Source organism: Bacillus sp. V3B (genome assembly GCF_024494465.1).
In the GTDB taxonomy this organism is placed as follows: Bacteria; Bacillota; Bacilli; order Bacillales; family Cytobacillaceae; genus Bacillus_BD.
The window spans coordinates 150322-175843 of the sequence record NZ_JAETXM010000002.1 but is presented as its reverse complement, the minus strand read 5'-3'; the positions used below and the strand labels follow the sequence as shown (position 1 = coordinate 175843).

Genomic DNA, 25522 nt, shown 5'->3' with positions numbered 1-25522 from the left:
TGGAATAAAATGGGGATGTAAACGTTACCTTTTATATAATTTAATTAGTCTGAAAATCTGAATATAATTACTTTTTAATGATAGCTAGTTTTATGGAACTATCCCTTGAAAATCCATACAGACAGTGCTTAAATAAAAAATTAGAGATAGAAATAAAACCAGTTGGACAAACTATCGTAGTACGACTTGGTTTTTATTAATTCAGATATATATATATAAGGAGCGGGAGTACTTATGGCAAAAATTATTGCAATTAACGCCGGCAGCTCATCTTTGAAATTTCAACTATTTGATATGCCGAGTGAAGATGTTATTACAAAAGGATTAATCGAAAGAATTGGCTTAAATGATGCTGTTTTTAATATTACGGTAAACGGTGAAAAGCAAACAGAAACAACAGATATTCCAAATCATAACGTAGCAGTTGAGCTTTTACTAAGTAAATTAACAAACTTAGGTATTATTGAATCATTAAATGAGATTGAAGGAGTCGGACATCGTGTTGTTCACGGAGGCGAGGAGTTTTCAGATTCTGTTTTAATTAATGATGATGTTTTACAAAAAATTGAGAGCTTATGCGAAATTGCTCCACTGCATAATCCAGCCAATATAACTGGAATTAAGGCGTTTAAAGAAGTACTTCCTAATGTACCATCTATTGCTGTATTTGATACAGCATTTCACCAAACTATGCCTGAAAACTCATATTTATATAGCCTTCCTTATGAATACTATGAAAAATATGGGGTTCGTAAATATGGCTTCCACGGAACTTCTCATAAATACGTGTCAGAGCGTGCGGCAGAAATACTTGGAAGACCTTTAGATCAGCTTCGTCTGATTTCTTGTCATCTTGGTAACGGTGCAAGTATTGCCGCGATTGAAGGTGGAAAATCAATTGATACTTCAATGGGGTTCACTCCACTTGCGGGTGTTACAATGGGTACACGTTCTGGTGATATTGATCCTGCACTCATTCCGTATTTAATGGAAAAAACGAACACCAGTGCCGAGGAAGTTGTAGATGTATTGAATAAAAAGAGTGGTATGCTTGGTTTAACAGGATTTTCAAGCGACCTTCGTGATATTGAACTGCAAGCGGCAGAAGGCAATGAAAGAGCAGAAGTTGCGTTAGCCATTTTTGCTAGTCATATTCACAAATACATTGGTTCTTATGCAGCACGTATGTCTGGTGTTGATGCGATTATTTTCACAGCTGGAATCGGTGAAAATAGCGATGTCATTCGAGCTCGAGTGTTAAGTGGACTTGAATTTATGGGTGTCTATTGGGATCCAGCGCTTAACGCACTTCGTGGTGATGAGCGTTATATCAGCTATCCACATTCACCAGTAAAGGTTATGGTTATTCCAACAGATGAAGAAGTTATGATTGCAAGAGATGTTGTTCGGTTAAGTAAATAACAATATATAAGAAGACAAAGGTTTAATCGCCTTTGTCTTTTTTATGCTCATTAGGGTGATGGAGACAAGTATTTTGCTAATCGATTATGTTATACTGATAAAAAATAGTTATATGTACGAATAGGTTTCATCAAATATCAAGATGAACTGGAGGAGTGACAGTGACACTAACAGATCGGGAAAAAAAGATATTCCATGAAATCAGTGAATGGGAGAATAAAATATATGCTTACGAATCAAATGATTTTCAATTAGTATATGACAAGTATATTGAACACTCGTTTCAACTTTTGCCGCTGAAAAAAAGACAACAATTTCTTTCATCTCTTGATAATTGGTTATTCCATCTTCATGCTCTTATTCAAGGATCAGAATTACAAATTGATGCGAAAGAAAGAATTCTTGCGAGTGGAAGAATCTTTCAGGATGATATTCAAACAATTGAAGAAATGGGATCGCTTACGATTGATCAATTACAATACATAGCTGAGCAGCAAATAGCTCGTCATCGTCTATACTCTTTTGCTCAAGGAGGAATGTCAGGGACTGGAGGGACCATTTTACTCGGTGCCGATATTCCAGGAATGGCTGTTATTAATTTAAGAGTTGTACAATTGATTGCCATGACGTACGGTATTGAAGTGAATACACCGTATGAAATGATGACATCCTTAAAAGTCTTTAATGCATCCACACTTCCTCTAAGGTTACAAAGCCAGGGATGGGAAGAATTGATGAACGACCTTCAACATACGAGTGAACGCTATTTCTATGAAGGAAATGAGGATTTGGCCAATACGGTGTGGATTGATCAGCTATTGAAACAAGGGCTGAAAGGGCTAGCCATTGTGATATTTAGAAAAAAATTAATTCAAGGAATTCCTTTTATTAGTATGGCGATCGGTGCAGGGGCAAATTATCAATTAACGAGAAAAGTGACTGATTTTGCTCATAAATATTATCAAATGAGATTTCTTTTACAGAAAAAAGGAGAATTAGAATGAGTATTCAAGAACATAAACAAGAAGCTCAGAAAAGTGTAAAATGTAAAGTGATAACGGTTAGTGATACAAGAAATAAAGATAATGATAAAAGTGGACAATTAATGATGGAGCTTCTTAAGAGTTCGGGACACCTTATTGTTGATTATGTAATTGTGAAGGATGAGAAGGAGCCTATTCGAGAAGAAGTTCTGAAAGGCTGTAGTCATCCGGAAATCGATGTTATTTTAACAAACGGGGGAACAGGAATTGCGTTAAGAGATGTAACGATTGAAACGGTCCAATCATTATTTAATAAAGAAATTACGGGATTTGGAGAATTATTTAGAATGCTAAGTTATCAAGAAGATATCGGATCGGCCGCCATTCTTTCTCGTGCAATTGCTGGAGTCATCGGAAATAAAGCCATCTTTGCTACACCGGGATCAAGTGGTGCAGTCAAGTTAGCCATGAATAAATTAATATTACCTGAACTTGGCCATGTTGTGAGGGAGTTAAAGAAAGATTTTTCTTAATAAATAAAATTAGAACGGATCATAATAAAGAAAGAGTGACTTAAAGCAGATATACATCGTTTAGGTCACTCTTTCTTTATTTCAGATTAATTGCTAGAACCTTTTCATCTTTAAGAGCATAAAGTGTTATCTTAGTGATGCATTTTCTCAGAAATAACTTGGTTTGTTCGGAACCATAGCCATAAATCATTAATAATGGAAGCAAGTTCAGCGATTTCACTATTCAATTGACAAGAGAGTTTAAAATCGCCTTCATCCGATAGTTGTGCTTGTTTCTGATTAATTAATTTTTCGAGATCTTGGATACGATCAGGAATCGCACCTCTAATATTCTCCCAGTGAAGTAAAATGGATGCTTTTATCTCCTCAGGTAGATGACTCCATTCAAGATCTTCTGCTGGAAGGTAAATACCTAATCGATCGTTATAAAAAAAATATTCTTCCATTCAATGAACCTCCCCACACGATGTTGTATATCTATTTTTATTATACTCATTGTATACTTTACAATATCGTGTTACAACGTGAGTGTTTAATATACAGGATTATATTAGCTTCGATGAGTAGAACTAGGAATTATTGGACGGTGTAGGCGAAGACAAAATTAGTAAAATCTTTTAGTGGAATCAGCCTGTTTTTATATTCAATTTGGATAAACAGAGTCTAATATTCATGGTTCTATCTCTTTCTGTCATACAAAATGAATTATTTTTATGCAAAATGAAAAATACCTATTGAATTTTAGTGAAAAAGTTGTTAAAGTGTAAAAAAGAAGAAATGAATAAAAATATAAATATATGAATATTTATTCGTAAAATATATAGGGGGAAACATCATGTCAAATCCAAAAGTAGTTCTTGCATATTCAGGTGGTCTAGATACTTCAGTAGCCATTAACTGGTTAAAGGATCAGGGGTATGACGTTGTTGCATGCTGTCTAGATGTTGGTGAAGGTAAAGATTTAGATTTTATTAAGGAAAAGGCTCTTACGGTTGGAGCTACACAATCTATTGTCATTGATGCAAGAGAAGAATTCTCACGTGATTTTGCGTTAATTTCGCTACAAGCACATACACTATATGAAGGAAAGTATCCGCTTGTTTCTGCACTTTCAAGACCACTTATTTCTAAAAAGCTTGTGGAGGTTGCGGAAGAAGTTGGAGCTGTTGCTATTGCTCATGGATGTACGGGTAAAGGAAATGATCAAGTTCGTTTTGAAGTATCTATCCAAGCACTTAACCCAAATCTACAAGTATTAGCACCTGTTCGTGAATGGGCTTGGTCAAGAGAAGAAGAGATCGAATATGCAAAACAAAAGAATATTCCAATTCCAATTAATTTAGATAGTCCATTTTCTATTGACCAAAATTTATGGGGAAGAGCGAATGAATGTGGTATTTTAGAAGATCCTTGGGCTACACCACCTAAAGACGCTTATGAGTTAACGGCAGAACTTGAGGATACTCCTAATACAGCTGATTACGTTGAAATTAGTTTTGAAAAAGGTGTACCTGTAAGCTTAAATGGTCAGATCTATTCTTCTTTGGCACAGCTTATTCAAGATTTGAATATTGTTGCCGGTAAACATGGGGTTGGTAGAATTGACCATGTTGAAAATCGTCTTGTTGGGATTAAATCTCGTGAAGTATATGAATGTCCAGCTGCGATGACACTTATTACTGCTCACAAAGAATTAGAGGATTTAACTCAAGTGAAAGAAGTAGCACACTTCAAACCAGTAATTGAGAAAAAATTGACTGAACTTATTTATGAAGGTCTTTGGTTCTCACCATTAAAAACAGCTTTAACAGCATTCTTAGAAGAAACACAAAAATTTGTAACAGGTACAGTTAGAGTGAAGCTTTTCAAAGGCCATGCGATTGTGGAAGGCAGAAAATCTGAGTACTCTCTATATGATGAAAAATTAGCTACTTATACATCTGATGATGAATTTGATCATAGTGCTGCTGTAGGCTTTATCCAACTTTGGGGTCTGCCTACGAAAGTACAAAGCATTGTGCAAACAAATAAGAAGGTGAAAGTGTGAAAAAGCTTTGGGGCGGAAGATTTACAAAATCCGCAGAAGAATGGGTCGATGAATTTGGTGCATCCATTTCCTTTGACCAAGAATTAGTCCTTGAAGATATAACTGGCAGCATCGCCCATGTGACGATGCTTGCCAAAACAGGGATCTTAACTGAAGGAGAAGCTGAGCAAATTAAGAATGGCTTAGAGGCTCTAAAGAAAAAAGCATCTAATGATGAATTGGAATTCTCTGTAGCATTAGAAGATATCCATTTGAACTTAGAAAGTAAGCTGACAGAATTGGTTGGTCCAGTGGGTGGGAAACTGCATACTGGTCGCAGCCGTAATGATCAAGTGGCAACAGATATGCATTTATACTTAAGCAAGCAAGTTGCTGTGATTATTGAATTAGTAGCTGAAATGCAACAAGCAATACTTACGCAAGCTGAAGAACATATTGAAACGATTATGCCTGGATATACTCATTTACAAAGAGCACAGCCTATTTCATTTGCACATCATTTAATGGCTTATTTCTGGATGCTTGAACGTGATAAACAGCGTCTTAGTGAAAGCTTGAAAAGAATTAGTGTGTCACCACTTGGAGCAGGCGCTCTTGCGGGAACAACTTTTCCGATTGATCGTGCTTATAGTGCTGAACTGCTTGGTTTTGATGGAATATATGAGAACAGCATGGATGCTGTAAGTGATCGTGACTTTATTTTAGAGTTCCTTTCTACAAGCTCTATTTTAATGATGCACCTTTCACGTTTCAGTGAAGAAATTATTCTATGGTCAAGCCAAGAGTTTCGTTTCATCGAGCTTGATGATAGTTTTTCAACAGGAAGCAGCATTATGCCGCAAAAGAAAAATCCAGATATGGCAGAATTGATTCGTGGGAAGACCGGACGTGTCTATGGAAATCTGTTTGGCTTATTAACGGTTTTAAAAGGTTTACCGCTTGCTTACAATAAGGATATGCAAGAGGATAAAGAAGGTATGTTTGATACGGTTAAGACGGTTACAGGATCGTTAAAGATATTTGCTGGGATGATCCGGACGATGAAAGTTCATACCGAAAATATGGAAGCAGCAACGAAACAGGACTTCTCTAATGCGACAGAATTAGCTGATTATTTATCAGGCAAAGGTATGCCGTTTAGAGAAGCACATGAGGTTGTTGGAAAGCTTGTCCTTAAATGTGTTGAGCAGAAGTGTTTCTTGACAGACTTATCGATGGGTGAGTTTAAACAATCAAGTTCTCTTTTTGAAAACGATATTTATGAAGTGTTAGCTCCAGAAACAGCTGTTGCACGCCGTAACAGTGCTGGAGGGACAGGGTTCGAACAAATTAAAGTTGCTCTTGATAAAGCGAAAAGCTGTCTAGATGCTTAAGTAAAACATTCAATCAATCATTGGATAAAAAAGAAATCCCACTGTCTACAGACAGTGGGATTTCTTTTTATGTAGATAAGAAAGTATAACTTTTTAAACTTAGATAGTAGTCTAGCTCTAGTGTTTAGCCTCTCTTGGGTCTAGCTATTCCTGAATAGAAGAAAGGAAAAAAACGCCTTCTTCTATTCAGGAGCGTCTTATGCTATACCTAAGGTTGAGCAAGGCGCTTTCACTTTTCTTATTTATTCTTCATTTTCACTGCGTACAACTAATACATCACAGCGAGCGTGGCGAGTAATATGTTCGGAAACGCTTCCAATTAAGAAACGTTCAACGGCATTTAAACCTGTAGCTCCGCACATAATTAAGTCAATCTCATGTTTTTTAGCAATATCTTTTGGGATTTTTACTTTAGGAGAGCCGTAATCGATTACATACTCTACATCAGATACGCCTGCTTCATTTGCCTCTTTTTTATAATTTTCCATAAGTTCTTTTGCGAAAAGTTCAGCTCTTTCCGCAATTGTACGGTCATAAGCTTCGACAGTAGCGAATGTACGTGTGTCGATGATATGAGCAATCAAAATTTTAGCATTATTTCTTTTAGCTACTGCAATCGCTTTCTGATATGCCCACTCTGCTTCTTTTGAACCATCTACTGCTACGAGGATTTTCTTATATGATAGTGCCATTATATCCCCTCCTTTCCTATATTATATAATAAAACGACAGTATAATATAGTAGAATTTTGCAAAAATAAGAAGAATTTAATTTTATTGAAAAGAGGTAAACAAACATGAAAAGTAGTGAACCGAAAAGGCAATTGCATTCTTTCATCTATGATGAACAGGGAACAAAAGAAGTGAGTGAGCAAATCATGAATGCCTATAATAGTGGCGTTATTGATCAGGAGGATGGTTCTTTTCATTGGAATGATGGACAACAATTAGTCGATAGATAAAAGGTAAAGCTGTCGTTCTCCAATGGCACCTTTTTTCTATATGTTTTATTTGACTCTTACTGCCCGTAAAGGTCCGATAAGTGTGACAAGACTTTTATTTGTGGGCTTTAGCCCTTAGAAAAGTCAATCAGGCTTGCATGACTAACCATCAGTAGGAGATGAGGAAAACCCCGCTGATGGAAGCTTTCTTTATATGGGGATGAGGTTTCATTTCCTTCCTAATGTTCAAAGGTGTAATATTTAATATATAGATTAATACATAGAAATATACTTAATTGGGGGGCTTGATGATGCGTATTGGGGTGCCTAAGGAAGTAAAAAATAATGAAAGTCGTGTGGCTATGACACCGGCTGGCGTTGTGAATCTAGTTCGAGAGGGGCATCAAGTTTATATTGAAACAGGTGCTGGACTTGGTTCTGCTTTTATGGATGACGATTATGTGAACGCTGGTGCTACGATTGTGGCGAAAGCAGAAGAAGCTTGGTCAACCGATCTCGTGATGAAGGTTAAAGAGCCAATGCCTAGTGAATATTCTTATTTCAGGGAAAATTTAATCCTATTTACATACTTGCATCTTGCACCAGAGCCTGAACTCACGAAAGCCCTGTTAGATAAAAAGGTCGTTGGAATTGGCTATGAAACCGTTCAGCTCCCGAATAATTCTCTTCCACTGTTAACACCGATGAGCGAAGTAGCAGGCAGAATGGCTACACAGGTGGGAGCACAGTTTTTAGAAAAAATTTATGGTGGAAAAGGAATTCTTCTTTCAGGGGTGACTGGTGTAGAGAGAGGAAAGGTGACCATTATTGGTGGTGGCGTTGCGGGAACGAATGCTGCTAAAGCAGCTGTTGGGCTTGGTGCGAATGTGACCATTTTGGATGTAAATCCTGATCGCTTACGTCAATTAGATGATATCTTTGGCGCAAGGATTACAACTCTTATATCCAACCCATTCAATATGGCAGAATCGGTTAAGGAATCGGATCTTGTCATTGGGGCGGTATTAATTCCGGGAGCGAAAGCACCTACACTGGTGACAGAAGAGATGATTAAATCAATGAGTCCTGGTTCTGTTGTTGTGGATATTGCGATTGATCAAGGCGGTATTTTTGAAACAACAGATCATGTGACAACGCATGATAGCCCAACGTACGTTAAACATGGAGTGGTTCATTATGCAGTGGCCAATATGCCAGGTGCTGTTCCACGAACATCAACGATTGCCTTAACGAATGTAACGGTACCATATGCGATTCAGATTGCGAACAAAGGGTATAAACAAGCCTGTCTTGATAATGAAGCATTGCGAAAAGGGATCAATACTCTAAATGGACTTGTTACCTATCAAGCTGTGGCCGAAGCACTAAGCTTAGGATATCATGATGCGAAGAGCATTCTTGCCTCTATTTAAAGGAAAAACCTCCGGAACGTTCGCCGGAGGTTTTTCTTTTAAATAATTTGAAGTTCTTTCGGGAATTTTGTTAATATTTCTACTCCATTATCTGTGAGAAGCAGATCGTCTTCAATCCGAACACCTGCTACATTTGGAACGTATATTCCTGGTTCAATCGTGTAAACCATTCCTTGTTCTAATAATAATGAGTTGGTTTCTGTCAACGATGGATACTCATGAACACCTATTCCTAATCCGTGCCCAAGACGATGTGGGAAAAATTCTCCGTATCCAGCATCGTTTATTATTTTTCTAGCTATCAGATCTACATCCGCACATGCAACACCTGGTTTACTAGCCTCAATTGCGGCTAGCTGAGATTTTAAAACAGTATCATATATTTCCTTTTGTTTCTCATTGATCTCTCTAAAAGCTACCGTTCTTGTAATATCTGAGCAATAGCCATCAACAACGACACCTAAATCAAAAAGAACAAAATCACCTTTCCTCACTTTAGAGAGACCAGGAGTTCCATGGGGGGATGCCCCATTAGTTCCGGTCAAAACCATCGTAGAGAAAGACATTTGGGTTACGCCTTTTTTCTTTAATTCATATTCAATGGCTGCAAGTATTTCTAATTCTGTTTTACCCTCTTTTATTTCCGAGCAACCAACTTCAATCGCATAATCAGCCAATACACAGGCTTCACGAATTTTTGAGATTTCCGTTTCATCCTTAATCATCCGTAATTTACGTAAGTTTTCTTCTGCTGAAATAAATGATACATCTGTAAATAGAGAAGAAATAGCCTCAAAACGCTCCACATTCATATGCTCTTTTTCAATTGCAATCTTTGTTACTTTTGATATTCTCTTTTGAATGGATTTTTGGATAAGTTCCCAAGGGTTATCTATGTCATTGTATCCGATGATATCAAAATTCCAGCCTGCTTTTTTTGCATCTTCTACTTCCATACTCGGACAAACGAGAAAAGGTTCTGTGTCTTGAAATAATACAAGACAAAGCAATCTTTCATGTGGATCACTGTAAAATCCGCTTAAATAAAAAATGTTTTCTGTAGATGTAAGGAATGAAATATCGCATCCGTTTTGTTTCATCCATTGGGACATGTTTGTTACTTTCTGTTTCACATTGATGACCTCCATTTTGATAAACGCTCCTCAACCCTTTGTGGCGTTCATTTTCTGAGTAAAAAGTCATTTTTATTCTCTTATTTTCTATGCTACGATTGCTATTGTACCCTTTTAAATACATGTAGAAAAGGGAATATCAAAAATGGAATTTAGTGAGATGTGTGACTTTTTTGTTAGTCTATTCATCATTATCTATCAAGGGAGTGTTACCATTGTTATTTATCGATAATAAAGGGATTACAGATCCACGAATTAACTTGGCGATTGAAGAGCATGCTTTGAAAAATATTGATATAAATGAAACATATTTATTGTTTTACATAAATAAGCCTTCCATTATTATTGGTAAGAATCAAAATACAATTGAAGAAATTAATACTGAATATGTAGAGGAGAACGGGATTACGGTTGTACGGCGGTTGTCAGGGGGTGGGGCAGTTTACCACGATTTAGGTAACTTTAATTTCAGCTTTATTACAAAAGATGATGGTGAAAGCTTTCATAACTTCAAAAAGTTTACCGAGCCCGTTATAAATGCTTTGAAAAATCTTGGTGTGAACGCTGAACTGAGTGGTCGGAATGATCTTGTGGTAGAAGGTCGGAAAATTTCAGGAAATGCGCAGTTTTCAACAAGAGGAAGAATGTTCAGCCATGGAACATTGATGCTGGATTCGGAAATTGACCATGTCGTTTCCGCATTGCGAGTGAAAAAGGATAAAATTGAATCAAAAGGCATTAAATCGATTCGTAGTCGTGTGGCAAATATTTCTGAGTTTTTATCAGAAAAACTGACGATTGAAGAGTTTCGTCAGTTGTTGTTAACCAATATTTTTGAAGGTTTGGACGAGACTTCAGAATATGTATTAACAGAAGATGATTGGAAAAAAATACATCAATTATCAGAGGAACGTTATCAAACATGGGAGTGGAATTACGGAAAATCACCTAAATTCAATCTTCAGCATTCCCATCGTTTCCCGGTTGGAGGGATCGATGTGAGACTTGAAGTGAATAAAGGGATCCTTGAGAATTGTAAGATATATGGTGATTTCTTCGGTGTAGGTGATGTACAGGATATTGAAGGTCGTTTGAAAAATGTAAAATATGAAAGATCAGCACTTGAAAAAGCACTAGAAGATCTTGATATTAAACATTACTTTGGAAATATCACTAAGGAAGATTTTCTGCAATTAATTTATTAAAAAATATCATATAGTAAAAAAGGAAGCAGATGTAAATTTGTCTGTTTCTTTTTTTTGTAGAACAGCGTCGTTTGGCTATTTTTTATGTAAAATGAGAATATATTGAATCATTCTTTTAAAGGGGGCTATGGGATGGAGAATGTGACCTTTGAAATAAAAGGAAATATCGCGGTTGTGACATTAAATCGATCAGAGGCTTTTAATGCTTTTAATTTTACGACATTATCTGATCTTCATGAACTGGTCGATCAGATTAGAACGAATTCCCATATTTGCGTTGTTATTTTTACGGGATCGGGTGAGAAAGCGTTTAGTGTAGGTGCCGATTTAAAAGAGCGGAAAACACTGACCGAGGAAGAAGTAAAAAGAAATATCTATAAGATAGGAGAGGTATTTAACAGCATTGATCTACTTCCCCAACCAACAATTGCCGCTATTAACGGTTTTGCCTTTGGTGGAGGAATGGAGCTTGCATTGGCATGTGATTTTCGAATAGCTTCTTCTGAAGCGGTGATGGGGTTAACAGAGACAAGTCTAGCCATTATACCTGGTGCGGGTGGTACGCAACGGCTGCCAAGGCTCATTGGACAGGCAAAGGCACTCGAGCTTATTCTAACAGCAAAGCGGATAAAAGCAGAGGAAGCCTTATCTTATGGTCTTGTAAATGAAGTTTCAGAAAAGGATAAATTACTAGAAACAAGTTTTTCTTTTGCAGAAAAGATGCTTGCAAATGGACCGTTGGCTTTAATACAGGCGAAGTTTGCCATTAAGCAAGGAATGAATACGGATTTGCAAACAGGGCTTGCGATTGAGCATAAAGCGTATGAATTACTAATTCCAACGGAAGATCGAGTCGAAGCTTTAGTTGCTTTTACCGAGAAAAGAAAGCCTAATTTTAAGGCGAAATAATTAAGTAGTAAGCTTTACCGACCCGAAGGTTCTCTTGCTTGAGGAATGGTGATTGAGTGATATTCATTTTGGAGACTGACAATAAGTGTTAGCTCCTTTTTGTTTTGCCAAAATATGCTGGTCTTTGATTAATTCATGAGTTCTTGTTCTAAATTTTAGCATTTTTACTACACTATTAATAAGGTGGTTGTACATTTTGGGGAAGGGGGGAACTGTGTGGCAAGAAAGATTGGTCTGTATGGGATTTTAGCTTACTTCCTTTATGGCTTGTTTTTTTATTGGTATTTATTTTATTTTGCTGATACAAGTTTACCTTTTGAATATCAAGGGTCACAAGCAGATCCTGCTACATTTTTGAACGGTAGAGAGCTTATTTTGACAGAGGAATACTCAAAGGTACGAAATTTATTGTATTTTCTGTCAACCCCATTTGAATGGCTTTTTTATTTATTTATTTTATTACTAGGCTTATCAAAAGCGTTTAAGAATTGGGCAGAATCCTCATCAAAGTATAAGTGGATCCAAACAGCTATTTATTTAATTTGGTTATCCTTTTTCTCATTTATTGCCATGCTGCCGTTTAGCTATGTTAGCTATACATTGGCAAAAAGCTATCATATATCAACGCAGACCTTTGCATCATGGATGAAAGATGAGTTAATTGATTTTTGGGTGAACTATGGAATCCTGTTTATCCTGGTTTCTGTTCTTTATTGGTTAATGAAAAAGAGTGTAAAACGGTGGTGGTTGTATGCATGGTTGCTTTCTGTACCGTTTACATTGTTTATGATGTTTTTACAGCCTGTTGTGATTGATCCTCTTTACAATGATTTTTCCCCATTAAAGGATAAAGAATTAGAAACGGAGATTCTTGAGATAGCAAGCAAGGCTAATATCCCTGCTGAACATGTTTTTGAAGTGAATATGGCGGAGAAGACCAACGCTTTAAATGCCTATGTGACAGGGATAGGTTCAAATGCAAGAATTGTGCTTTGGGATACGACATTAAATCAATTATCTAATAAACAAATTCTGTTTATTATGGCTCATGAAATGGCTCATTACGTTGAAAAACATATTTATTTTGGTATTGCTACGTATTTACTTTCTTCATTAATTGGACTGTATGTAACGGCTAAACTAATGAATTGGGTTGTGCGACATTTTGGAGAAACACTGAAAGTTCCGGTTGTACATGATATTCGTTCTTTGCCTCTCTTTTTATTAATCATTTCATTGCTTCTTTTCCTGTCAAGTCCGATATCGAATTCGGTTTCTCGTTACCAAGAAACAAGAGCAGATCGGTATGCAATTGAGATAACCAAAGATGCAGAAGCAGGTATTAAAACTTTTCAAGAGTTAACACGTGCTGGACTGAGTCAAGTGAATCCGCCATTTCTTGTGAAAATTTTTCGGTATGGACATCCAACTATGCTAGAGAGGATTTCAATCCTTGAAGAATATGGAATTAAGCATAAGGATAATGAAGAATAATAAGAAATGAAAAATATCCTCCTGTTGAGAAAAAGGAGGATGTTTTTCGTTGGAATAAAGGGTGAGTCAGCTTGTTACATTCAGGTAGTCGACAGGCAAAAGGTGAAATGAAGAGGAAGGTAATGGCGTTACGCTATTGATCCTTAAGTTCCGAAGCGTTTGTTGAGTTCTCTGTATTGATTGGATAGTTCCTTAAATGTCTCTTGATTTCTCTCATCGATCGCTTGGTCTATACGGACTAATAGTTTGTCTTTTTCTGCCTTCAATAAGATTTCGACTAGAAACATTTCAATGTACAAGTCTTGAATGAAGTTTTCTTTTAATTTTTTTCTCATGGCACTTGATTTCATTAATTCTGTGTAAGAATTGTCTTTCATGGAAATCACCTCGGGTGCTTTTTTATAGTATATGAGATAATCCTTCATAAATCAACTGAATTTTGCAAATTTTTAGATAATATTTTTTGTTATTGTGAATAAATTAACAAAATTGTCTTAGTTTATTGATATAATATGGAAAGTATATGATATTATAGTACTTGATATTAGTTGAAGGAGATGAAGATGAAAATGAATAAAAGAGAAGTAATCGAGGAGTATGAGATTAACCCAATGACACTTGCGATCCTGCCGGTCCAATACGGAGGGAAGCTTTATTCACAAATTTATCAATTAGATGATGATGAATTATATTCTCCATTCAAACCACTTGAACTGATAAAAAGAAGTTGTCGATTATTTGCCTCGAGCTATGAAGGACGCAAAGAAGGGAGTCGGCAATTAATCGGTGTCACTCATAAAATTCCCATCACAATTGATTCCACTAATTTAATGTATTTTTTTCCGACTATTTCACCAAAAAAATCTCAATGTGCCTGGGTTTCTCATGAACATGTTTTACATTATGAAAAAGTTGATTCAACGAATACACTTGTTATCTTTAGAAATAAGGAATCCGTTATTATTCCGATATCTGTTTATTCTTTTGATAATCAAATGCTGAGAACAGCTTTATTACGTACAAAGTTAATGCAGAGGATCGGGGAATACGATCGAAAAACAATGATTGTCTATCGGAACTCTTCCAAGGCATCTGAGCGTAAGTCAACTTATGGCGATATTGAAAGATAATAGATGAAATAAAAGAAGATATTAATATTAGAAGGCAGAAGCATGGGAAAGATGAGACATGCTTCTGTTTTTCGATCATTTTTCGAGATCCTAATCATCGGTTCGCAAACTTCCTTATATCATGTATGAAACCACCAGTTATTTTAAGTTGCTTTCTGAAAATAACTTTTTTGATTTTCAGAAAAGTTTTCATTCATAAAGGATCTAATACTCTTATTAGATTGTGAATATATATTGTTATATTCAACAGTAATAGCCCAAATAATAGAAAATAGAACTAAAATGTGTGAAGCATAGGAGGTTCTTTTAAGGTAAAATAGAGAAAAGAATATTTTGTGAGAAATGGAAACGAAAGGCTCTTGTTTGCCGTCAAATATGATAGCAGATATAAGCTTTAGGAAGGGCTAATCGATATGAGATATGAAAAACATCAGCACGAAAAAAAATTAAAAAAGAAGCGAAAAAAAAGAAAGTTAAAAAATGTTGTTTTATTATTATTCTTTTTTATGCTTGTAACCTTTGGGTATGCGTATTTTCAGTATCAACAAGGTATTAAGCATTCACAGGAACAAGCATCTTTTGAACAGGAAAACTATGAATTTAATGGTGAAAAGGATCGTTATGGAGGGATAAACATTCTTTTAATTGGTAGTGATTCAAGAGGAGAAGAGAGTGCACGTTCAGATACGATTATGATTGCTCAATACCATCCTGATAAACACTCATACAAACTTATTTCTATAATGCGTGACACCTATGTAGATATTCCGAAACATGGAAAAAATAAAATTAATGCAGCTTTTGCATTAGGTGGACCTGAATTATTAAGGCAAACCATTAAAGAAAACTTTGATGTGGATACGAAATACTATGCGATTATCGACTTTGATGGGTTTGTCCATTTGATTGATGAAGCTTTTCCAAATGGTGTCAAAATAGATGTAGAAAAGGCGATGTCAGCCTATATTGGTGTAAAGTTAGAACCAGGTCTGCAACGTCTTGATGGGAAACATTTATTAGGATATGTACGCTTTCGACATGATGCTATGGGAGATTTTGATCGTGTAAAACGACAACAAAAGGCAATGAAAGAGGTAGCAGATCAATTTGCTTCTCTACAAACTTTATCGAAACTACCTAAATTAGTAGGAGTTATGAAACCTTTTGTGAATACAAATATGGATACGTCAGATATTATATACATTGGAAAAGATTATTTATCAAAGAATAACCGTGATATTAGCACGCTTCGTGTTCCCATTGATGGGGAGTTTGAACCGCAAAGAATTAGTCATATAGGAGAAGTTTTACGTTTGGATCTTGGTGCTCATAAAGAAGCCATTGGAGATTTTTTAGCAGAATAGTTGCAATAAATGTTAATTTTATTTAATAGGTGTAAAATGATGAAGAAGGGTATTTTTATGAAATATTTATATTTTGGAGGTACCCTAGTTTCTTTATAAAAGCACCAAGTTATACTAGGGGAAATAGGTGGGAATGTCAAATTGAAGATTATGCTTTTCACAGAACTAGGAGAAATCATTCATGGACTTTGAAACGTTGAAAGACTGGGCAACTCTTGAAAATATTATGGAACTCATTAAAGAATATCGATCTTTTGGTCCGCTTCCTGGCATATTACTCCCTATGCTTGAGGCTTTTTTTCCCTTTCTGCCACTTTTTTTGTTTGTCATGGCGAATGCGAATGCATTTGGACTTTGGTTTGGATTCTTATTTTCATGGATCGGTGCCTGTGCTGGAGCGGTGCTCGTTTTTTTGCTGATTAGGAAATTTGGACAAAAAAGAGTTTTTCAATTTATTAAGAAGCATCCTCAAGTTCAGAAGCTTATGAATTGGGTGGAACGACATGGTTTTGGTCCGCTATTTCTTCTTCTTTGTTTTCCTTTTACGCCATCCGCAGTCGTTAATATTGTGGCAGGGTTATCAAAAATTAATATATATCAATATATGCTTGCCGTAATGACTGGGAAATTAGTAATGATTTTTACCATCAGCTTTGTCGGACATGATATCCGTTCGCTCATGACGCAGCCAATGAGGACAGCTATTGTTGCCGTGGTTATTTTTATTCTTTGGTATGTTGGGAAGAGAATTGAAGTAAAATTAAATAAAAGTATGGAAAAAGAAAAAGGTGGCCATGAAGGGTAGAAGAATAGAAAGATCCTATTTTAGATGGAGGGAGTGGTGCTTATGAACGAGAAAATAAAAAAAGAGGGTATCGAATGGTTGAAAGCATTTGCCATTGGAATCATTATTTTTTCGGTTATTCGTATGTTTTTCTTCTCAAATTATGTTGTTGAAGGCGAATCCATGATGCCGACTCTCCAAGATGGTAATAAACTTGTCGTTAATAAAATTGGCTATCAAATTGGTGAACTAGATCGATTCGATGTGATTGTATTTCATGCGAATGAAGAGGAAGACTATGTAAAACGTGTGATTGGATTACCAGGAGATCAAATTGAATATCGTGAGGATCAACTATACATTAACGGAAAGAAGTATGATGAACCGTACCTAGAAAAATACCGTGAACAAGTATTTGGCGGAAGGTTGACAGGTAATTTTAATCTAATGGAGTTAACAGGGGGAGAAATAGTACCAGAAAACAAAATCTTTGTATTAGGAGATAATCGCCTAGGTAGTCGAGATAGTCGTGAATTTGGTTTTGTATCTGTAGATCAAATCGTTGGAAAAGTAGACCTGCGTTATTGGCCAATGGAAGAAATAGCTGTCTCTTTTTAAAAAACTATATTGACCATGATTAAAAAAAGACTCCATTATAAGTCTTTTTTTTGTGTGTAAAAATAAATTATTGGTTCGCTTACTTGAACAAGCCTTTATGTATGTAGTAAAACATAAGCAGTGAAAGTGGGTAAACCGATATTTGCATACTGGGTTAAGAGTAGATACTCATGAAAATTTTATATAAAAAAATCGGGGAATTCACCTCCGATGATGGGGAAATTCCCCGATAGGTAAAACACTAACTGTTTCTTACAATAGAACTAAGGTTAGTGTTTTTTAGGATTTGTTCATAATGATTGACTGCAGTATTATTTTCAGCTAAATAAGGTATTTAAACTTTTGAAATTGGGAGGTATCACGATGGAAACAAATCTTTCAGCAAACAAAAAGACAGAGCGTTCACTTAATCAGGCGTTTGCGTCTCAGTTTGCCAAGTCTGTGTTCTTAACGGTGCTTGGACTTCTTGTATTAGTGTTTATTGGAACGAGAATGTTTACACATATTGATTTGAATCTTTATGGATATATGATGGGGACGTTAGTGTTTATCGGAGGATTCTTTTATCGCTTTATTGCTTGGGGAGAACGTCCACCAACAAAAATCATCATTAAAAAAGGCTTAAAGTTATTATTTCGTAAATCAACAGCAAAAACATCTGTTGAGCATTTAGCTGCGTACCGTTTTATTTGGAATAGGGGAATTTACCGATGGACACAGCATGCGTTAATTGGCTGGGGTTGTGTACTCGCTTGTTTAGTTACGTTTCCCCTCGTATTTGGCTGGATGTATTTCACGATGGATGAGAACGGTTACTACAACATTGTGCTTATGGGGATGAACGTGCTGGAAATCAAGGCTAATGGATTTATTGCGTACGTATCTTATAATGCGCTGAATATTAGTGCGGCAATGGTCATTGCTGGAGTTAGTATGTCGCTATACCGTCGCTTGAAAAATATGCAAGCAAGAGCTGAGCAAAAGTTTATCTATGATTTCTTACCACTATACTTGCTTTTATTCGTAAGTATTACAGGACTTGCGTTAACGTTTATAAATATGTTTTTAGAGGGAAAAGGTCACTCGGTTATGTCATTGATTCATCAATATTCCGTTATTATTACACTAATTTATCTACCGTTCGGCAAGCTTGCCCATATTCCGTTCCGCCCAATGAGTGTGTTAGCAAGAAATTACCGTGAACATTATGGAGAGCAATCGATGAAGGAATGTAAGGTTTGCGGAGACCAGTTTGTTTCAACTGAACAATCGAAAGATGTTGTCGAAGTGCTCGGTGTGAATGATATTGAGTTTCAAACGAAGGAAGGACATCATCTTGCTGAAATGTGCCTACCTTGCCGTAGGAAATATCGAATTGCTCAATTTTCTGGATTTCCCACTCACGAAGTAAAAGTCAAGGAGGCTAACCAGAATGCAAATGGATCATTATAAGAATCCAAGAGATACGTTTTTTAAAGAAGTCGAAAACTTGAACCATCCAAATGAAACACTTGTTAAAACACATTGTAGTTACTGTGGCATGCAATGTGGTATGAATTTACGGGTCAATACAGTGACAAATAAAATTATTGGTGTGGAGCCTCGTTACGATTGGCCTGTTACATTAGGGAAAATGTGTCCTAAAGGGGTTACTGCCTATCAACAAACGAATCACGATGATCGAATTCTAAAACCGTTAATTCGTGATGATGCCTCATTAAAAGGAACAAAAGAAGGGTTTCGAGAAGCAAGCTGGGAAGAAGCTTACGACTTAATTGTAAAAAAATTCACTAAACTGCAAACAGAATATGGGAAAGATTCATTATCCGTATTCAGCGGTGTTTCCATGACAAATGAGAAATGTTATTTAACAGGTAAATTTGCCCGCGTTGGTCTTGGCACAAGATACATCGATTATAATGGACGCTTTTGTATGTCAAGTGCTGCTGGTGGCTTTCTTCGTTCTTTTGGAGTAGATAGAGGTTCAACATTGCCGTGGACGGATATACATGAAACGGATTGTCTATTTATTGCCGGGAGCAATATTGCAGAATGTCATCCTACCTCTATGTTCCGTGTTTGGAATGTTCAAGAGCGAGGCGGCTATATAATCGTTGTGGATCCACGCGAAACAGCACTAGCAAGAAGAGCTGATGTGCATCTTGATTTAAAACCGGGTACAGACTTGGCGCTAGCAAATGGTATTTTAAACTTATTGATTACAAATGGTCATGTTGATGAACAATTTGTAAAAAGCCATACAAATGGCTTTGAAGAAACGAAGGAACTTGTGAAAGAATTTACACCTGAATATACGAGTGAGCTTACAGGTGTGGCTCCAGAAAAAATTATTCGTGCTGCTGAACTTTATGGGAAAGCACCAAATGCGATTGTTATGTTTGCTCGTGGAATTGAGCAACAAATTAAAGGTGTTGATAATGTATCAGGCTATACAAATATGGCGCTGATTACAGGTAAAATTGGCCGTCCAAAAGCAGGAGTAGCAACCTTAACAGGGCAAGGAAATGGTCAAGGTGGACGTGAACATGGTCAAAAGTCCGATTTGCTTCCAGGTTATCGTAAAATTACAAATCCAAAACATGTTGAAGAAGTGTGTAAAGTGTGGGGAATCACACCAGAAGAAATGCCAAAGCCAGGAGTGTCCGCATTTGAAATGTTTGAACTAATGGAACAAAAGACCATTCGTGCGCTTTATCTTCTTTGTTCCAATCCTGCTGTATCCGCACCAAACTTAAACTATGTTAGAAAACAATTAAAGGACTTGGATTTCATGGTTTGTGTTGACTTCTATCTTTCTGAATCAGCTGAATTTGCGGATGTTATTCTTCCTACAACAACATGGTCAGAGGATGAAGGAACGACTACAAACTTAGAAGGAAGAATTATCAAAATTAATGCAGCCCAAGCACCAGTTGGCGAGTCAAAACCTGACTGGTTGATTCAAGTCGAACTGTCAGAACGATTAAGTCGGGGAGAATATTTCTCCCATTTAAAAACAGCTAAAGATGTTTCAGATGAATTGCGTTTAGCATCAAAGGGTGGATACGCAGACTATTATGGTGCCACATGGGAAAAAATTGATCAACAGGACGGCGTGTTCTGGCCTTGTAAGGATGAAGAGGATACGGGAACACCTCATATGTTTTTAGATAAAAAATTCTATCATCAGGATGGGAAAGCAAAAATTTGCGCACTTCCATATCGCCCACCTGCTGAAGAACCGGACGTAAATTATCCATTGCGTCTCACAACAGGGCGTGTTGTTTTCCATTATTTATCAGGAAACCAAACAAGAAGAATTCCATTTTTACGCGATATGTGTCCAGAACCATATGTGGAAGTACATCCGGAAACAGCGGAAAAATACCAGATTGTCCATGGAGAAAGAGTTCGTCTTTTTACCCGACGTGGTGAAAGTGTGTACAAAGTAAAAATTACTGAAGCTATTCGAAAAGATACCGCTTTTGTGCCATATCATTTTGGTCATGATCAATCTATTAATCTCTTAACGATTGCTGCTCTTGACCCGATGTCAAGAATGCCAGAGTTTAAAGCTTGTGCAGCCCAAATGGAAAAATTAGAAGGAAAGAAGGTGCAATAAATGAAAAAAAGGCTTTATCTTGAGTTGGAGAATTGTATCGGATGCCGCTCCTGTCTTGCTGCATGTACACAATGTGGAGGACACGAGGAACGAAACCGAAACTATGTATACGATGTAAACCCACTTGTCGACCGGCAGACAATGCCTTTAATGTGCCTTCATTGTGTGAATCCAGCATGTGCAAGAAGCTGTCCAGCACAAGCGATTCAAATCCATGAAACAGGTGCAGTGTTATCTGCATTAGTAGAAAAATGTATTGGTTGTCAAAACTGTACGATTGCTTGTCCGTATGGGATTCCGAAGTTTGATACCGAACAAAATTTAATGTACAAATGTGACCTATGTATTGACCGGACAAAAGATGGGATCCCACCGATGTGTGCGAGCGTTTGTCCATCTAACACGCTTCAATGGCTAACAGATGAAGAAATTGAAGCGAAGCAAAAGCAATATAATTTGGATAATGGTAAATGGGTAACAAGTCAACCGTATCTTGAAGGTGAAACAAATGTAAAAGTCAATCTTCCTGGGATTTTACAGGGAATTGCGAAGCTGTATTAGGAGGGATATACCATGACAGACAAAAACAATAAAATCCCATTTAATGAAGATAACTACACACATAATATCAATCGTAATAATGAAAGAAAGCTAGATAGAAGGGGCTTTATGAAGACTCTTGTAGGAGCTGCGGGCGTATTTGCCGTTTCCTCCCTACCATGGGGAGCAGTAGCCGCAAAAGAATTAAGTAGATTAGGAGAAAAAGAATATCCACATAAGAAAATTACTGATGTAGATTCCATTGCGATTGGCGATGCGGTGGAATTTAAATTTCCTGGTGAACACGATGATGCCCTTCTCATTCGTCTAGCGGAAAATAACTATGTTGCTTACCAAAATGCCTGTACTCATCTTCGTTGCCCAGTCTTTTGGGAAAAAGAAAAGCAGGAAATGATCTGCCCGTGTCATCACGGCAAGTTTGATGTAGAGACAGGAGATCCAACTGCGGGACCACCGAGACGTCCACTGCCAGCTATTCAAGTGAAAGTGGAGAAAGGTACGGTATATGCTGTAAAGGTGAAACGTTATGAAGTCTAAACATATATATTTTGCCGCTCTATGTATCATCTTGCTTTTGAACGTGATCTTTACGCAGAAAATGGTGCATCAATTTTATTATGAACAATACACAAATACAATTATTTTAGGGTTGTTAAATATTGTCTTATTTCCATTAGCCTTTTTGATTTATAAATGGGATCGAAAGGCGGAAGGAAAAGATGAATAATGAAACCTATCTTGACTTTTGCTTTGTTAGAAAGACGCAAGGTAACTTTAGTAACGAAATAAATGATCTGTTTTCAGCTCTTTTTACCGGGGTGAAATTGAATTGGTTTTTAGAAGAGAAGGTAGAACAAGGGGCAGAAATTGTGATTGCCCAAGTAAAAGGTATGAGTAAATGGCGCTCTGAAGAGGAAACGATTCAGTTTCTCGAAGATCAAGCGGGAGAGACCTTTTGGAAGTATCTGCAAGGCTACCAAATGTACATCTACCCAGCAAGTATGAGGGGGTGCACAAGCTGTGGAACTCATTAAACTTGAAGATCTAAATCGATTTTTGGCTGTTCCAGTTCAAGTGGGTATACAAGATATACAAGGAGAAGAAAGAGCCCCATTTTTACAAAAAACAATCAAGAAGCTGCAAATCTGCCCTGATCATACTCATTTGCGTATTTATTTTGATGACGTAAAGTTTTTTGCGATTCCACTCGATGCAGCCATTACGGAATCAGCAAATGAGTGGACAGCATATGATCATCATTCGGGTTTGAATTATATAATTAAAAGGGAGAATGGATACTATGATTAAAAAATTGCAACTTCCCTTGCAAACATTAAATTTAACAGTAGGTTTTATGATTTGGGTGATTCTTTCATCGTTACTTCCATTTATTAAAGAGGATATTAATATAACAGCAGATCAGCTTGCATGGGTCACCGCAATTCCGGTAGTACTCGGATCTATATTGCGTGTCCCTATTGGCTATTATACGAATCTATTCGGAGCAAGAAAGATTTTTATGATCAGCTTTGTACTTTGTATCTTTCCAGTGTATTATATTAGTAACGCAAATTCTGTGACGGACTTATTGATCGGGGGATTATTCTTAGGTGTTGGAGGAGCTATATTTTCAGTTGGTGTTACCTCTTTGCCGAAGTATTACCCAAAGGAACGTCATGGATTTGTTAATGGAATTTATGGTGCGGGAAATCTCGGTACAGCCATTTCGACGTTTGCTGCACCTGTCCTTGCAACGAAATTTGGTTGGGAAACAACCGTACAATTATATATGGTTCTATTGGGAATCTTTATCATAGCTAACTTTTTTATCGGAGATAAAAAAGAAACAAAAGTGAAAACATCAATGATTGAACAAATCAAAGGTGTGTATAAAAATGAAAAATTATGGCTTTTTAGTTTATTTTATTTTGTTACATTTGGTTCATTTGTAGCCTTTACTGTGTATTTACCAAACTTTTTAGTTGCACACTTTGAACTAGAAAAAGTAGATGCAGGAATAAGAACCGCTGGCTTTATTGCTCTTGCAACAGCTATGAGACCAATCGGTGGTTGGTTGGCTGATCGTTTACATCCATTAAAGATGTTGATGTTTGTCTTTATCGGCTTTACTATTTCCGCGTTGATCTTATCTTTTTCACCGACAATTGGCTTATACACAGTTGGTTGCTTAGCGATTGCCACTTGTTCAGGGATAGGGAATGGCGTTATCTTTAAATTAGTCCCAACTTATTTCCAAGAACAAGCAGGAATTGTGAACGGATTGGTTTCTGCGTTTGGTGGATTGGGAGGCTTTTTTCCACCGCTTATTTTAAGCTTATTATTCAAGTTTACCGGACATTATGCGATCGGGTTTATGGCATTGTCTGAAATTGCCCTTGCTAGTTGTATTCTGGTAATGTGGATGTATTACCAAGATAAACAGAAAAACCAACCATTTTCTGATCAAAAAACAGTTATGAATCAAAACTAAACCTAATACAATTCATAAATAGGAGAGCAGGAGCTGGAGAGGATGGAAAAGAGACCGGAGAATTATATTAGCTCTTATATTATTCAAACTCAAGAAGAAGAAATCAAACGAATTGCTTTGGAGCTACATGAAGGTGTCGGTCAAACCCTTTACAGTCTGTTTACGGGTTTACAAATGATTGAAAACAGTATTGAAAAACCGGCTATTAAAAGTTATGTAAAGGAAATGGCTCAGGGACTAGAAAAAACGATTCAGGAAATCAGACTGTTATCTGTTGAACTACATCCGCCGACTTTGGCTACGCTTGGTCTTGTTCCTGCCATCAAAAGTTATGTAAAGCTTTATATGTCAACTTTTGGCATTGTTGTAAATATGGAAAGTTTTGGGAAGGAAACCTTGATTTCTGAACATCAGAGCATTGCTTTATTTCGTGTTTGCCAAGAGGCATTAGCAAATATTGCGAAATATGCGGATACATGTGAAGCATCCATCATCTTTATATGGGGAGATCATGATTTGCAGATGTTAATTGAAGATGGTGGTAAAGGTTTTGATTATGATGAGCAATGGAAACAATCATCGGGTTTAGCAGCCATGAAAGAAAGAATGTATTTGGTAGGTGGAACGTGTCGGGTATCTTCTACAATGGGGGAAGGTACAATGATACGTGTATCCCTACCCTTAAAAATAGTCTAATGAATCATCATAATGGTGTCGTCGACTGTTCCTGCATGATTGTAGTTTCAGCATCTGTTACGTTAAGTAAAGAAGCTGTCTGCATATTATGCAGGATTTTTCAATATGAACAAGGGGGATAAATATGATAAACATTTTGCTTTGTGATGATCATGCTGTCGTGAGGATGGGTCTGACTATGCTATTGAATAACCATCCAGATATGGAAGTGATTGGGGAAGCGTCGGAAGGAAATGAAGCGATTCAAAAAGCACATGAGCTTAAGCCAGATGTAATTGTCATGGATTTAAGTATGCCACATGGGAAAGATGGACTTTCTGCCACGATAGAATTAAAAAAACAAATGCCGGATGTATCTATTTTAATCTTGACGATGCACGATGATGAAGAGTATTTATTTCGCTCTATTCAAGCAGGTGCATCGGGTTGTATTTTAAAAAGTGCCCCCCATGATGAGCTGATTTCTGCAATCCAATCGGTAGCGAGTGGTAATGCGTATCTTCATCCTTCGGCTACGAAGCGGTTAATGGAAGAATATTTAGGGAATGTCAAACAAGGGAATACGGATACTTATGATCTTCTTTCTGATAGGGAAAGAGAGGTTTTGACGTTAGTTGCAAAGGGATTTTCGAATAAAGAAATTGCTGAACAGCTTGTGATTAGTGTGAAAACGGTTGAAACTCACAAAGGGAATGTAATGGTGAAACTGCAAATGAAAACTAGACATGAACTTGTAGCCTATGCGTTAAAGAAGGGGCTACTTGGATTGGGATTGTAGAGGAT

General features: G+C 36.8%; 28 protein-coding genes. 24 read left to right on the top strand and 4 right to left on the bottom strand.

The genetic code is table 11. The annotated features are described in order from the left end of the window. Positions 1–234 precede the first annotated feature (234 nt). The 3 genes from JMM81_RS05295 to JMM81_RS05285 all read left to right on the top strand — a co-directional run bounded on the left by JMM81_RS05295 (position 235) and on the right by JMM81_RS05285 (position 2938). On the top strand, positions 235–1422 hold the full coding sequence (locus JMM81_RS05295) for an acetate kinase (RefSeq protein WP_256240486.1): 1188 nt from the start codon (positions 235–237) through the stop codon (positions 1420–1422). A gap of 161 nt (positions 1423–1583) precedes the next feature. Further along, positions 1584–2426: an EcsC family protein gene (locus JMM81_RS05290; RefSeq protein WP_256240485.1), complete on the top strand. Its 843-nt coding sequence runs from the start codon at positions 1584–1586 to the stop codon at positions 2424–2426. Beyond that, complete coding sequence (locus tag JMM81_RS05285) at positions 2423–2938, top strand: MogA/MoaB family molybdenum cofactor biosynthesis protein (protein WP_256240484.1); 516 nt, start codon at positions 2423–2425, stop codon at positions 2936–2938. The genes JMM81_RS05290 and JMM81_RS05285 overlap by 4 nt, the downstream gene beginning before the upstream one ends. A gap of 131 nt (positions 2939–3069) precedes the next feature. Here the strand turns inward: JMM81_RS05285 and JMM81_RS05280 are convergent, their stop codons facing one another. Next, positions 3070–3384, bottom strand: a complete 315-nt coding sequence (locus JMM81_RS05280) for a hypothetical protein (protein ID WP_256240483.1) — start codon at positions 3382–3384, stop codon at positions 3070–3072. Positions 3385–3773: 389 nt separating this feature from the next. Here JMM81_RS05280 and JMM81_RS05275 point away from each other — a divergent pair, with 389 nt between their 5' ends. Both JMM81_RS05275 and argH read left to right on the top strand, forming a co-directional pair. Further along, the gene (locus JMM81_RS05275) at positions 3774–4985 is read left to right on the top strand and encodes an argininosuccinate synthase (RefSeq protein ID WP_256240482.1); all 1212 of its coding nucleotides are present in this window, start codon (positions 3774–3776) and stop codon (positions 4983–4985) included. Next, positions 4982–6358, top strand: coding sequence for an argininosuccinate lyase (gene argH / locus JMM81_RS05270; RefSeq protein ID WP_256240481.1), 1377 nt, complete (start codon positions 4982–4984; stop codon positions 6356–6358). Before JMM81_RS05275 ends, argH begins: the two co-directional genes overlap by 4 nt. A 242-nt stretch (positions 6359–6600) precedes the next feature. Here argH and JMM81_RS05265 read toward each other — a convergent pair whose 3' ends face one another. Further along, on the bottom strand, positions 6601–7050 hold the full coding sequence (locus JMM81_RS05265; RefSeq protein WP_256240480.1) for a universal stress protein: 450 nt from the start codon (positions 7048–7050) through the stop codon (positions 6601–6603). 105 nt (positions 7051–7155) lie between these two features. Here JMM81_RS05265 and JMM81_RS05260 point away from each other — a divergent pair, with 105 nt between their 5' ends. Next, positions 7156–7320 carry a hypothetical protein gene (locus JMM81_RS05260; RefSeq protein ID WP_256240479.1) on the top strand — a complete coding sequence of 55 codons (165 nt, stop codon included), beginning with the start codon at positions 7156–7158 and terminating at the stop codon, positions 7318–7320. Between the two features lie 290 nt (positions 7321–7610). Then, positions 7611–8732 carry an alanine dehydrogenase gene (ald, locus tag JMM81_RS05255; RefSeq protein WP_256240585.1) on the top strand — a complete coding sequence of 374 codons (1122 nt, stop codon included), beginning with the start codon at positions 7611–7613 and terminating at the stop codon, positions 8730–8732. A gap of 38 nt (positions 8733–8770) precedes the next feature. Here ald and JMM81_RS05250 read toward each other — a convergent pair whose 3' ends face one another. Then, the gene (locus JMM81_RS05250) at positions 8771–9844 is read right to left on the bottom strand and encodes a M24 family metallopeptidase (RefSeq protein WP_305367719.1); all 1074 of its coding nucleotides are present in this window, start codon (positions 9842–9844) and stop codon (positions 8771–8773) included. Positions 9845–10080: 236 nt separating this feature from the next. On the opposite strand from JMM81_RS05250, the gene lplA reads away from it, so the two are divergent. The 3 genes from lplA (at position 10081) to JMM81_RS05235 (ending at position 13473) form a co-directional block, all read left to right on the top strand. Continuing rightward, the gene (lplA, locus tag JMM81_RS05245) at positions 10081–11070 is read left to right on the top strand and encodes a lipoate--protein ligase (protein ID WP_256240477.1); all 990 of its coding nucleotides are present in this window, start codon (positions 10081–10083) and stop codon (positions 11068–11070) included. A 132-nt stretch (positions 11071–11202) separates the two neighbouring features. Beyond that, positions 11203–11979, top strand: a complete 777-nt coding sequence (locus JMM81_RS05240) for an enoyl-CoA hydratase-related protein (RefSeq protein WP_256240476.1) — start codon at positions 11203–11205, stop codon at positions 11977–11979. Between the two features lie 216 nt (positions 11980–12195). Continuing rightward, positions 12196–13473 carry a M48 family metallopeptidase gene (locus JMM81_RS05235; RefSeq protein WP_256240475.1) on the top strand — a complete coding sequence of 426 codons (1278 nt, stop codon included), beginning with the start codon at positions 12196–12198 and terminating at the stop codon, positions 13471–13473. Positions 13474–13616: 143 nt separating this feature from the next. On the opposite strand, the gene JMM81_RS05230 is transcribed toward JMM81_RS05235, so the two are convergent. Continuing rightward, entirely contained in the window at positions 13617–13850 is a 234-nt protein-coding gene (locus JMM81_RS05230; RefSeq protein ID WP_256240474.1) for an IDEAL domain-containing protein, read from the bottom strand. Between the two features lie 186 nt (positions 13851–14036). On the opposite strand from JMM81_RS05230, the gene JMM81_RS05225 reads away from it, so the two are divergent. The 14 genes from JMM81_RS05225 (at position 14037) to JMM81_RS05160 (ending at position 25517) form a co-directional block, all read left to right on the top strand. Next, on the top strand, positions 14037–14603 hold the full coding sequence (locus tag JMM81_RS05225) for a competence protein ComK (RefSeq protein ID WP_256240473.1): 567 nt from the start codon (positions 14037–14039) through the stop codon (positions 14601–14603). A gap of 413 nt (positions 14604–15016) precedes the next feature. Next, positions 15017–15967: an LCP family protein gene (locus JMM81_RS05220; RefSeq protein ID WP_256240472.1), complete on the top strand. Its 951-nt coding sequence runs from the start codon at positions 15017–15019 to the stop codon at positions 15965–15967. A 181-nt stretch (positions 15968–16148) separates the two neighbouring features. After that, positions 16149–16772, top strand: coding sequence for a TVP38/TMEM64 family protein (locus tag JMM81_RS05215; RefSeq protein ID WP_256240471.1), 624 nt, complete (start codon positions 16149–16151; stop codon positions 16770–16772). 42 nt (positions 16773–16814) lie between these two features. Then, the gene (gene lepB / locus JMM81_RS05210) at positions 16815–17369 is read left to right on the top strand and encodes a signal peptidase I (RefSeq protein WP_256240470.1); all 555 of its coding nucleotides are present in this window, start codon (positions 16815–16817) and stop codon (positions 17367–17369) included. A 363-nt stretch (positions 17370–17732) separates the two neighbouring features. Beyond that, entirely contained in the window at positions 17733–18821 is a 1089-nt protein-coding gene (locus JMM81_RS05205; protein WP_256240469.1) for a hypothetical protein, read from the top strand. Further along, a complete protein-coding gene (locus tag JMM81_RS05200) occupies positions 18808–20991 on the top strand; it encodes a molybdopterin oxidoreductase family protein (protein WP_375162350.1) in 2184 nt (727 codons plus the stop codon). Before JMM81_RS05205 ends, JMM81_RS05200 begins: the two co-directional genes overlap by 14 nt. Beyond that, positions 20992–21552: a 4Fe-4S dicluster domain-containing protein gene (locus tag JMM81_RS05195; protein ID WP_256240467.1), complete on the top strand. Its 561-nt coding sequence runs from the start codon at positions 20992–20994 to the stop codon at positions 21550–21552. It abuts the gene before it with no gap. 12 nt (positions 21553–21564) lie between these two features. Further along, the gene (locus JMM81_RS05190) at positions 21565–22089 is read left to right on the top strand and encodes a Rieske (2Fe-2S) protein (RefSeq protein ID WP_256240466.1); all 525 of its coding nucleotides are present in this window, start codon (positions 21565–21567) and stop codon (positions 22087–22089) included. Further along, on the top strand, positions 22079–22279 hold the full coding sequence (locus JMM81_RS05185) for a hypothetical protein (protein ID WP_256240465.1): 201 nt from the start codon (positions 22079–22081) through the stop codon (positions 22277–22279). The genes JMM81_RS05190 and JMM81_RS05185 overlap by 11 nt, the downstream gene beginning before the upstream one ends. Then, the gene (locus tag JMM81_RS05180; RefSeq protein ID WP_256240464.1) at positions 22272–22586 is read left to right on the top strand and encodes a hypothetical protein; all 315 of its coding nucleotides are present in this window, start codon (positions 22272–22274) and stop codon (positions 22584–22586) included. The genes JMM81_RS05185 and JMM81_RS05180 overlap by 8 nt, the downstream gene beginning before the upstream one ends. Next, a complete protein-coding gene (locus tag JMM81_RS05175) occupies positions 22573–22860 on the top strand; it encodes a hypothetical protein (RefSeq protein WP_256240463.1) in 288 nt (95 codons plus the stop codon). The genes JMM81_RS05180 and JMM81_RS05175 overlap by 14 nt, the downstream gene beginning before the upstream one ends. Then, complete coding sequence (locus tag JMM81_RS05170; protein WP_256240462.1) at positions 22853–24043, top strand: nitrate/nitrite transporter; 1191 nt, start codon at positions 22853–22855, stop codon at positions 24041–24043. The genes JMM81_RS05175 and JMM81_RS05170 overlap by 8 nt, the downstream gene beginning before the upstream one ends. Positions 24044–24085: 42 nt before the next feature. Then, positions 24086–24739, top strand: a complete 654-nt coding sequence (locus JMM81_RS05165) for a sensor histidine kinase (RefSeq protein WP_256240461.1) — start codon at positions 24086–24088, stop codon at positions 24737–24739. Between the two features lie 124 nt (positions 24740–24863). Then, positions 24864–25517 carry a response regulator gene (locus tag JMM81_RS05160; RefSeq protein ID WP_305367710.1) on the top strand — a complete coding sequence of 218 codons (654 nt, stop codon included), beginning with the start codon at positions 24864–24866 and terminating at the stop codon, positions 25515–25517. The last annotated feature ends 5 nt before the right edge of the window (positions 25518–25522 follow it).

Excerpts from the sequence above, each read along its gene's own strand:
- JMM81_RS05180 (WP_256240464.1), top strand. The coding sequence starts at position 22,272 with ATGAATAATGAAACCTATCTTGACTTTTGCTTTGTTAGAAAGACGCAA.
- JMM81_RS05165 (WP_256240461.1), top strand. The coding sequence starts at position 24,086 with ATGGAAAAGAGACCGGAGAATTATATTAGCTCTTATATTATTCAAACT.
- JMM81_RS05240 (WP_256240476.1), top strand. The coding sequence starts at position 11,203 with ATGGAGAATGTGACCTTTGAAATAAAAGGAAATATCGCGGTTGTGACA.
- JMM81_RS05225 (WP_256240473.1), top strand. The coding sequence starts at position 14,037 with ATGAAAATGAATAAAAGAGAAGTAATCGAGGAGTATGAGATTAACCCA.
- JMM81_RS05170 (WP_256240462.1), top strand. The coding sequence starts at position 22,853 with ATGATTAAAAAATTGCAACTTCCCTTGCAAACATTAAATTTAACAGTA.
- JMM81_RS05220 (WP_256240472.1), top strand. The coding sequence starts at position 15,017 with ATGAGATATGAAAAACATCAGCACGAAAAAAAATTAAAAAAGAAGCGA.
- JMM81_RS05285 (WP_256240484.1), top strand. The coding sequence starts at position 2,423 with ATGAGTATTCAAGAACATAAACAAGAAGCTCAGAAAAGTGTAAAATGT.
- JMM81_RS05260 (WP_256240479.1), top strand. The coding sequence starts at position 7,156 with ATGAAAAGTAGTGAACCGAAAAGGCAATTGCATTCTTTCATCTATGAT.
- JMM81_RS05280 (WP_256240483.1), bottom strand. The coding sequence starts at position 3,384 with ATGGAAGAATATTTTTTTTATAACGATCGATTAGGTATTTACCTTCCA.
- JMM81_RS05295 (WP_256240486.1), top strand. The coding sequence starts at position 235 with ATGGCAAAAATTATTGCAATTAACGCCGGCAGCTCATCTTTGAAATTT.
- JMM81_RS05195 (WP_256240467.1), top strand. The coding sequence starts at position 20,992 with ATGAAAAAAAGGCTTTATCTTGAGTTGGAGAATTGTATCGGATGCCGC.
- lepB (WP_256240470.1), top strand. The coding sequence starts at position 16,815 with ATGAACGAGAAAATAAAAAAAGAGGGTATCGAATGGTTGAAAGCATTT.
- JMM81_RS05265 (WP_256240480.1), bottom strand. The coding sequence starts at position 7,050 with ATGGCACTATCATATAAGAAAATCCTCGTAGCAGTAGATGGTTCAAAA.
- JMM81_RS05160 (WP_305367710.1), top strand. The coding sequence starts at position 24,864 with ATGATAAACATTTTGCTTTGTGATGATCATGCTGTCGTGAGGATGGGT.
- JMM81_RS05250 (WP_305367719.1), bottom strand. The coding sequence starts at position 9,844 with ATGTCCCAATGGATGAAACAAAACGGATGCGATATTTCATTCCTTACA.
- JMM81_RS05275 (WP_256240482.1), top strand. The coding sequence starts at position 3,774 with ATGTCAAATCCAAAAGTAGTTCTTGCATATTCAGGTGGTCTAGATACT.
- JMM81_RS05200 (WP_375162350.1), top strand. The coding sequence starts at position 18,808 with ATGGATCATTATAAGAATCCAAGAGATACGTTTTTTAAAGAAGTCGAA.
- JMM81_RS05215 (WP_256240471.1), top strand. The coding sequence starts at position 16,149 with ATGGACTTTGAAACGTTGAAAGACTGGGCAACTCTTGAAAATATTATG.
- ald (WP_256240585.1), top strand. The coding sequence starts at position 7,611 with ATGCGTATTGGGGTGCCTAAGGAAGTAAAAAATAATGAAAGTCGTGTG.
- JMM81_RS05185 (WP_256240465.1), top strand. The coding sequence starts at position 22,079 with ATGAAGTCTAAACATATATATTTTGCCGCTCTATGTATCATCTTGCTT.
- JMM81_RS05205 (WP_256240469.1), top strand. The coding sequence starts at position 17,733 with ATGGAAACAAATCTTTCAGCAAACAAAAAGACAGAGCGTTCACTTAAT.
- JMM81_RS05190 (WP_256240466.1), top strand. The coding sequence starts at position 21,565 with ATGACAGACAAAAACAATAAAATCCCATTTAATGAAGATAACTACACA.
- JMM81_RS05230 (WP_256240474.1), bottom strand. The coding sequence starts at position 13,850 with ATGAAAGACAATTCTTACACAGAATTAATGAAATCAAGTGCCATGAGA.